The organism is Streptomyces sp. NTH33 (assembly GCF_003236365.1).
Classification (GTDB): domain Bacteria; phylum Actinomycetota; class Actinomycetes; order Streptomycetales; family Streptomycetaceae; genus Streptomyces.
In genome coordinates, this window is record NZ_POTZ01001109.1 from 1 (window position 1) to 232 (window position 232).

Consider the following 232-nt stretch of genomic DNA (forward strand, 5'->3'; position numbering starts at 1 on the left):
GACGATGTCGCGAGGTCCTGGTGGACCTCTGGGAGGCCACCAGGGCCCATCCCCAGCACGAAGGGCTCGCCGCCCAGTTGATGCGTGCGCTCTACCGGGCGGGACGGCAGATCGAGGCGCTGGCCGAATACCGGAGGGTCAGGACACACCTCCGGGACGAACTCGGCGTCGACCCGGGCGCGGAACTGCAGGGGCTGGAACTGGCCATTCTGCGCGGCGACGAACCCCGTGG

Annotated in this window: 1 protein-coding gene; it reads left to right on the forward strand. The window is 70.3% G+C overall.

All coding sequences use genetic code 11. The features are described 5' to 3' along the window. A partial coding sequence (locus C1I97_RS38710) for an AfsR/SARP family transcriptional regulator (RefSeq protein WP_309147876.1) occupies nucleotides 1-232 on the forward strand: 232 nt, incomplete at both ends.